The sequence below is a fragment of the Xanthomonas arboricola pv. guizotiae genome (genome assembly GCF_002940205.1).
Lineage (GTDB): Bacteria > Pseudomonadota > Gammaproteobacteria > Xanthomonadales > Xanthomonadaceae > Xanthomonas > Xanthomonas arboricola_C.
The window spans coordinates 1-7,567 of sequence record NZ_MDSK01000069.1 but is presented as its reverse complement, the minus strand read 5'-3'; the positions used below and the strand labels follow the sequence as shown (position 1 = coordinate 7,567).

Annotated in this window: 3 protein-coding genes and 2 pseudogenes; 4 read left to right on the top strand and 1 reads right to left on the bottom strand. The window is 64.3% G+C overall.

The features are described from left to right. Nucleotides 1-794 precede the first annotated feature (794 nt). From avrBs3 to XarbCFBP7408_RS21450, 4 genes and pseudogenes are all read left to right on the top strand, one after another. Nucleotides 795-4,295 (top strand): type III secretion system effector avirulence protein AvrBs3, encoded by a 3,501-nt coding sequence (gene avrBs3 / locus XarbCFBP7408_RS21465; protein WP_104564649.1) that lies wholly within the window; start codon nt 795-797, stop codon nt 4,293-4,295. 241 nt (nt 4,296-4,536) lie between these two features. After that, nucleotides 4,537-4,750: pseudogene (locus XarbCFBP7408_RS23575) on the top strand (TldD/PmbA family protein); the annotation flags it as partial. 320 nt (nt 4,751-5,070) lie between these two features. Further along, a complete protein-coding gene (locus XarbCFBP7408_RS21455; RefSeq protein ID WP_104564647.1) occupies nt 5,071-5,487 on the top strand; it encodes a hypothetical protein in 417 nt (138 codons plus the stop codon). Then, the gene (locus tag XarbCFBP7408_RS21450) at nt 5,484-6,809 is read left to right on the top strand and encodes a PQQ-dependent sugar dehydrogenase (RefSeq protein WP_104564646.1); all 1,326 of its coding nucleotides are present in this window, start codon (nt 5,484-5,486) and stop codon (nt 6,807-6,809) included. The genes XarbCFBP7408_RS21455 and XarbCFBP7408_RS21450 overlap by 4 nt, the downstream gene beginning before the upstream one ends. 162 nt (nt 6,810-6,971) lie before the next feature. Here the strand turns inward: XarbCFBP7408_RS21450 and XarbCFBP7408_RS21445 are convergent. Beyond that, nucleotides 6,972-7,476: pseudogene (locus tag XarbCFBP7408_RS21445) on the bottom strand (Tn3 family transposase); the annotation flags it as partial. Between the last annotated feature and the right edge of the window lie 91 nt (nt 7,477-7,567).

Here is a 7,567-nt window from a genome sequence, read left to right as displayed (position 1 = left end):
CGAATGTCCTCATCGGGTCGGAAGAACTTGTATTGGGGTTCAGCCGACATACGAGTAAAAATGACTCGCAGAATCCGATGTCTTTTGTGAAAACCTGAGTTTGCCGGATAAAACGGCGCTTCCATCGGCTCATCCACTACCTCGTCCGTTTCGAAGTTCGGTACGCTGCAACTGTCTTGCGGCGAGCTGTTTGGCTTAAATCACGCCGCCCCCTGGCGGCGCGGCTTGTTACCAACGAAGTGCGCCCAGTTATAGCGCCTGCGCTGCGCAGGACGAACTGTAACTGACAGGCCGCACACCCATGCCTGGCGCTCCAAACGGGGCGGTATGCCGTGGACTCGCAAAGCCTGCCGTCAAAGTGTGTAAGGGTCCGCCCCCACGGTTGGCTCTTCAGGTTTGGTGTTGAGATATCGGTCTCCTTTAGATGAAACCGCTCCAGACGCTTTACGAACTGGCGGCTCTCGTCCTTCGAGGCCACCCGCAGAAAATCTATTGCGCGCTGTAGATAGACAAGCCGCTTCTGCTCCAGTGAGGTGCTTAATCGTCGAGGTTCAATCACCTTCGGGTCGACGGCTCCGCGAAGGCCGCCTCGCTGTCAGCACAGAAATTTTTCACAACCTTCTGCCGATCCTCCATGCGGGTCTGGGATCGCCTTCATGTCTGCGCCTCGCCCTGGTCGTCGAGGGTTGCCAGGATCACCCGAAGTTGTGTACTGCCATGCGACCTCGGAAGCTATGTAGGGACCACAGGCCGTTAGTCTTGAGGCGACCGTGGTTTCTGTAGAGGCATGCCTGATGGATCCCATTCGTTCTCGCACGCCAAGTCCTGCCCGCGAGCTTCTGCCCGAACCCCAACCGGATGGGGTTGAGCCGACTGCAGATCGTGGGGTGTCTCCGCCTGCCGGCGGCCCCCTGGATGGCTTGCCCGCTCGGCGGACGATGTCCCGGACCAGGCTGCCATCTCCCCCTGCGCCCTTGCCTGCGTTCTCGGCGGGCAGCTTCAGTGACCTGTTACGTCAGTTCGATCCGTCGCTTCTTGATACATCGCTTTTTGATTCATTGCCTGCCTTCGGCGCTCACCATACAGAGGCTGCCCCAGCAGAGTGGGATGAGGTGCAATCGGGTCTGCGTGCAGCCGATGACCCGCCACCCACCGCGCGTGTCGCTGTCACGGCCGCGCGGCCGCCGCGCGCCAAGCCGGCCCCGCGACGGCGTGCTGCGCAACCCTCCGACGCTTCGCCGGCCGCGCAGGTGGATCTACGCACGCTCGGCTACAGTCAGCAGCAGCAAGAGAAGATCAAACCGAAGGCTCGTTCGACAGTGGCGCAGCACCACCAGGCACTGGTGGGCCATGGGTTTACACACGCGCACATCGTTGCGCTCAGCCAACACCCGGCAGCGTTAGGGACCGTCGCTGTCAAGTATCAGGACATGATCGCAGCCTTGCCAGAGGCGACACACGAAGACATTGTTGGCGTCGGCAAACAGTGGTCCGGCGCACGCGCCCTGGAGGCCTTGCTCACGGTGGCGGGGGAGTTGAGGGGTCCACCGTTACAGTTGGACACAGGCCAACTTCTCAAGATTGCAAAACGTGGCGGCGTGACCGCGGTGGAGGCAGTGCATGCATGGCGCAATGCACTGACGGGTGCCCCCCTGAACCTGACTCCGGAACAGGTCGTGGCCATCGCCAGCAATAACGGCGGCAAGCAGGCGCTGGAGACGGTGCAGGCGCTGTTGCCGGTGCTGTGCCAGGCCCATGGCCTGACCCGGGACCAGGTCGTGGCCATCGCCAGCAATATTGGCGGCAAGCAGGCGCTGGAGACGGTGCAGCAGCTGTTGCCGGTGCTGTGCCAGACCCATGGCCTGACCCGGGACCAGGTCGTGGCCATCGCCAGCAATAACGGCGGCAAGCAGGCGCTGGAGACGGTGCAGCGGCTGTTGCCGGTGCTGTGCCAGGCCCATGGCCTGACCCGGGACCAGGTCGTGGCCATCGCCAGCAATAGCGGCGGCAAGCAGGCGCTGGAGACGGTGCAGGCGCTGTTGCCGGTGCTGTGCCAGGCCCATGGCCTGACCCGGGACCAGGTCGTGGCCATCGCCAGCAATAGCGGCGGCAAGCAGGCGCTGGAGACGGTGCAGGCGCTGTTGCCGGTGCTGTGCCAGGCCCATGGCCTGACCCGGGACCAGGTCGTGGCCATCGCCAGCCACGATGGTGGCAAGCAGGCGCTGGAGACGGTGCAGCGCCTGTTGCCGGTGCTGTGCCAGGCCCATGGCCTGACCCGGGACCAGGTCGTGGCCATCGCCAGCAATGGCGGCGGCAAGCAGGCGCTGGAGACGGTGCAGCGGCTGTTGCCGGTGCTGTGCCAGGCCCATGGCCTGACCCGGGACCAGGTCGTGGCCATCGCCAGCAATATTGGCGGCAAGCAGGCGCTGGAGACGGTGCAGCGCCTGTTGCCGGTGCTGTGCCAGGCCCATGGCCTGACCCGGGACCAGGTCGTGGCCATCGCCAGCAATAGCGGCGGCAAGCAGGCGCTGGAGACGGTGCAGGCGCTGTTGCCGGTGCTGTGCCAGGCCCATGGCCTGACCCGGGACCAGGTCGTGGCCATCGCCAGCCACGATGGTGGCAAGCAGGCGCTGGAGACGGTGCAGGCGCTGTTGCCGGTGCTGTGCCAGGCCCATGGCCTGACCCGGGACCAGGTCGTGGCCATCGCCAGCAATAACGGCGGCAAGCAGGCGCTGGAGACGGTGCAGGCGCTGTTGCCGGTGCTGTGCCAGGCCCATGGCCTGACCCGGGACCAGGTCGTGGCCATCGCCAGCAATAGCGGCGGCAAGCAGGCGCTGGAGACGGTGCAGGCGCTGTTGCCGGTGCTGTGCCAGGCCCATGGCCTGACCCGGGACCAGGTCGTGGCCATCGCCAGCAATATTGGCGGCAAGCAGGCGCTGGAGACGGTGCAGCGCCTGTTGCCGGTGCTGTGCCAGGCCCATGGCCTGACCCGGGACCAGGTCGTGGCCATCGCCAGCAATAACGGCGGCAAGCAGGCGCTGGAGAGGGTGCAGGCGCTGTTGCCGGTGCTGTGCCAGACCCATGGCCTGACCCGGGACCAGGTCGTGGCCATCGCCAGCAATATTGGTGGCAAGCAGGCGCTGGAGACGGTGCAGCGGCTGTTGCCGGTGCTGTGCCAGGCCCATGGCCTGACCCGGGACCAGGTCGTGGCCATCGCCAGCAATATTGGCGGCAAGCAGGCGCTGGAGACGGTGCAGGCGCTGTTGCCGGTGCTGTGCCAGGCCCATGGCCTGACCCGGGACCAGGTCGTGGCCATCGCCAGCAATATTGGCGGCAAGCAGGCGCTGGAGACGGTGCAGGCGCTGTTGCCGGTGCTGTGCCAGGCCCACCATGGCCTGACCCCGGACCAGGTCGTGGCCATCGCCAGCAATGGCGGCGGCAAGCAGGCGCTGGAGAGCATTGTTGCCCAGTTATCTCGCCCTGATCCGGCGTTGGCAGCGTTGACCAACGACCACCTCGTCGCCTTGGCCTGCCTCGGCGGACGTCCTGCGCTGGAGGCAGTGAAAAAGGGATTGCCGCACGCGCCGAACTTGATCAAAAGAACCAATCGCCGTATTTCCGAACGCACCTCCCATCCTGTTGCCGACCGCGCGCAAGTGGTTCGCGTGCTGGGTTTTTTCCAGTGCCACTCCCATCCAGCGCAAGCATTTGATGACGCCATGGCGCAGTTCGGGATGAGCAGGCAGGGGTTGTTACAGCTCTTTCGCAGAGTGGGCGTCACCGAACTCGAAGCCCGCAGTGGAACGCTCCCCCCGGCCTCGCAGCGTTGGCACCGTATCCTCCAGGCATCAGGGATGAAAAGGGCCGAACCGTCCCGTGCTTCGGCTCAAACGCCGGACCAGGCGTCTTTGCACGCATTCGCCGATTCCCTGGAGCGTGACCTTGATGCGCCCAGCCCAACGCACGAGGGAGATCAGGCGCGCGCAAGCAGCAGCCGCAAACGGTCCCGATCGGATCGTGCTGTCACCGGCTCCTCCGCACAACAAGCTGTCGAGGTGCGCGTTCCCGAACAGCGCGATGCGCTGCATTTGCTCCTCAGCTGGGGTGTAAAACGCCCGCGTACCAGGATCGGGGGCGGCCTCCCGGATCCTGGTACGCCCATGGCTGCCGACCTGGCAGCGTCCAGCACCGTGATGTGGGAACAAGATGCGGACCCCTTCGAAGGGGCAGAGGATAATTTCCCGGCATTCAACGAAGAGGAGCTCACATGGTTGATGGAGCTATTGCCTCAGTGAGGCTCAGTCGGGGGGACTATCTGAGGGTCGGCAGGGATTGGTGTAAGAAACCTTTAACGACAGCGAGTTAGCTCACTTCTGGCTGTGTTTTACACGAATCCCTGCCGACCCTCTGGCCCGCCTGGGCCGGTTGCTTCGTTCGCTTCGCCATCGCTTGAAATTCTCCTGGTGCAGCCCCGGCCGAAGTCGGGACCGCCCCTCATCAGTCAATAGTCCGGTAGATCGCGGCGGCCTCGGGATGGCCGGCCGCGAAGGCACCCAGGGACGCGTAAGCAACTATCTGCGCCAGTTCGTGATCGCCAGCGAGGCGCAAGTGGAGAACGTGGTCAACGCCGAATCCAGGGGGGTGTGCGTGCTGGCCGATGGCGCCTGGGGTTTGCGCCACCAACACGCTGACAGCGATGGCGTAACCACCGCCACGCCGGGCGGTGGCGATCGCCAAGGCCAACGCGCGGCCGGCCATCGCAAGCTGGTGCCCTGGCTGGCACGACGCGAGGTTGGCCAAATTGTCCTGGAGACATCGGGCGGCTCCAGGGCCTGCACGTCTTCAGCCCAGTGCCGCTGCAATGACACTGCGGTGTTGCTTTGCTGCCCAAAATATCCGCTAACGCACCGGTGCAATGGATGAAATACGACGTATGAGCTATTTTTACACGCATGTCGGCTGAACCCCGCAACGACCCGTCGCGTAGAGCAGACTCAGCATCACCGCGCTCATCACGTGGCAGTTGGCAGCATCGGGGCACGTTTCACCAACGCGTCCAATGAGTCCGCCATGAATTCAACTGCCATGCCCGCCCGCTCCTGGGCCATCCATCCATTCCATGCAGCCGTGCTCGGCGGCGTGTGGCCGCTGTTCCTCGGCGCCTTGCTGAGCGATTACGCGTACTGGAGCAGTCATCAGATCCAGTGGGCCAACTTCGCCGCGTGGCTGCTGATCGGTGCGATGGTGCTGACGACCATTGCGCTGCTGTGCGCGATCGTCGGCTTCGCGCGTGGAAGCCGCAACGTGATCTATGTGATCGCGCTCGGTGCCGCGTGGATCGTCGGCTTCTTCGACGCCTTGCACCATGCCCGCGATGCCTGGGCGATCATGCCGGCGGCATTGGTATTTTCGGCGATTGCGACCGCATTCGCGCTGGTTGCAGCCTGGTCGGGGCTGTCCGGCCTGCGCGTGGGAGGTGCCCGATGAAGCGTCATACCGTGACCGTCGTGTCGGTGTCCATTCTTGCCGCCGCACTCGCTTCCTGCGGCAAGGCGCCCGAGCTCAAACAACACGGTGCCAGTCCCGAGCTGCCAGCGCCGGATCGGGGCCTGCTGCCCGACATGACCATTGCCGAGCCGGCAGCCTGGGGCGAGCGCAAGCCCACCGTGCCTGCGGGTTACCGCATCGCGGCGATCGCCACCGGCCTGGGCATTCCGCGGCAGACGCTGGTGTTGCCCAACGGCGACATCCTGGTCGCCGAGGGCCGCGGCGGCGGTGCACCCAATCTCAAGCCCAAGGACGTGATTGCCGGCGCCATCAAGGCCAAGGGCAATACCTCGGTCAAGAGCGGCAACCGGCTGACGCTGCTGCGCGATGCCGATGGCGACGGCATCTATGAACTGAAGACCGTGTTTGCCGACAAGCTCAATGCACCGTATGGTCTGGCACTGATCGGCAATGCGCTGTATGTGGCAGATCAGGACGCGTTGGTGCGCTTTGAGTATCAGCAGGGGCAGACCAAGGCCAGCGCCGCGCCGAGCAAGGTTACCGACCTGCCGTCGGCCATCAACCATCACTGGACCAAAGCCCTCACCGCCAGTGCCGATGGCCGCTATCTGTATGTTGCGATCGGCTCCAACAGCAATATCACCGAGCGCGGCATGATTGCCGAGGTCGACCGCGCGCAGGTCTGGCAGGTGGATCCGGCGACCGGCGCGCACAAGAGCTATGCCACCGGCTTGCGCAATCCCACCGCATTGGCGATCCAGCCCGGTAGCGGCGCACTGTGGGCGGTGGTCAACGAGCGCGACGAGATCGGCCCGAACCTGGTACCCGATTACCTCACTTCGGTACGCGAAGGCGGCTTCTACGGCTGGCCGTACAGCTACTGGGGCAAGAATGTGGACACGCGGGTCATGCCGCAGGATCCGCAGAAGGTCGCCTCGGCCATCGTGCCCGATTACGCGCTGGGCTCGCATGTCGCCGCACTCGGTGTCGCGTTTTCGTCGACCACGATGGGCACGCAGTTCGGCGACGGTGTGTTCGTCGGTGAGCACGGCAGCTGGAATCGCGACCCGCCGGTGGGTTACAAGGTGGTGTTCGTGCCGTTCCGCGATGGCCGCCCGGCGGGCGACCCGATCGACTTCGTCTCCGGCTTCCACGGCGACGATGGTCTGACCCGCGGCCGCCCGGTCGGTGTCACGCTCGATCCACGTGGTGCGTTGATCGTCGCGGACGATCTGGCCAATACGATCTGGCGTGTGACGCCGGATGCGGCGCCTGTCGCGCCGCAAGCGGCTGCGCAATAAGCCTGCCTGCATGCCCGGTTCTGCAAGGAACCGGGCATGCCTGGTGTATCGATTGCGCCGACGACCAACGGGGCAGGCCAGTTGTGTATCGTATCTTGAACAATTCGATCGGTCAGCGATGCTGGTCTTCGAGGCACCGGCCTGTTTGCTGTGTATCCACCCCGCGATACCGAGCGCCTTGAAGGCCTGGTACGGCCGGTTCTTGCGGCTGTAGTTGCCCAGCTTGCGCATCAGCGTCGAGGCCGCGATCTTGCCGGTCTTGATCGGGAGCACGACCTGCATCAGCTCTTTCCAGTGGGTCTCGATCAGATCCCGGTCGACAGTGTCCCGGAACAGCGCATCGATGTGTTCGTAACGAATGTACTCATCGGAGCGGAAGAACCTGTATTCGCGCCATTTGCGGATGCGCGGCATCGGCTGGATGCCCAGCAGATGCGAAAGGCCGAACACCGGCAGCGACTGCCCCTGCGTGTCGGCGTGGACGGTGTCAGGCGGGATGTCGGAGGTGTTCTTCAGCAGGCCATCGATAGATGTAGACCGCCTCCCAGACACCGCACGGAGTGAAGTGGCTGAACGGCGCGACGTACGTATCGGACACGTGGTGATAGGCGATGCCGCCGTAGCCGCCATAGCGGATGTGGTACGAAGCGAGCAGATTCTGGTCGTGTTTGATCCCAGGCTTTGATGGTGCACTATTTTCCCTCGATTGGAAGGAAGCACTATGGGCCAGGTTCTACACGGGAGCGCCACTACGACAG

Bases quoted from the DNA above. Each gene is read 5' to 3' on its own strand.
- avrBs3 (WP_104564649.1), top strand. From the start codon at position 795: ATGGATCCCATTCGTTCTCGCACGCCAAGTCCTGCCCGCGAGCTTCTG.
- XarbCFBP7408_RS21455 (WP_104564647.1), top strand. From the start codon at position 5,071: ATGAATTCAACTGCCATGCCCGCCCGCTCCTGGGCCATCCATCCATTC.
- XarbCFBP7408_RS21450 (WP_104564646.1), top strand. From the start codon at position 5,484: ATGAAGCGTCATACCGTGACCGTCGTGTCGGTGTCCATTCTTGCCGCC.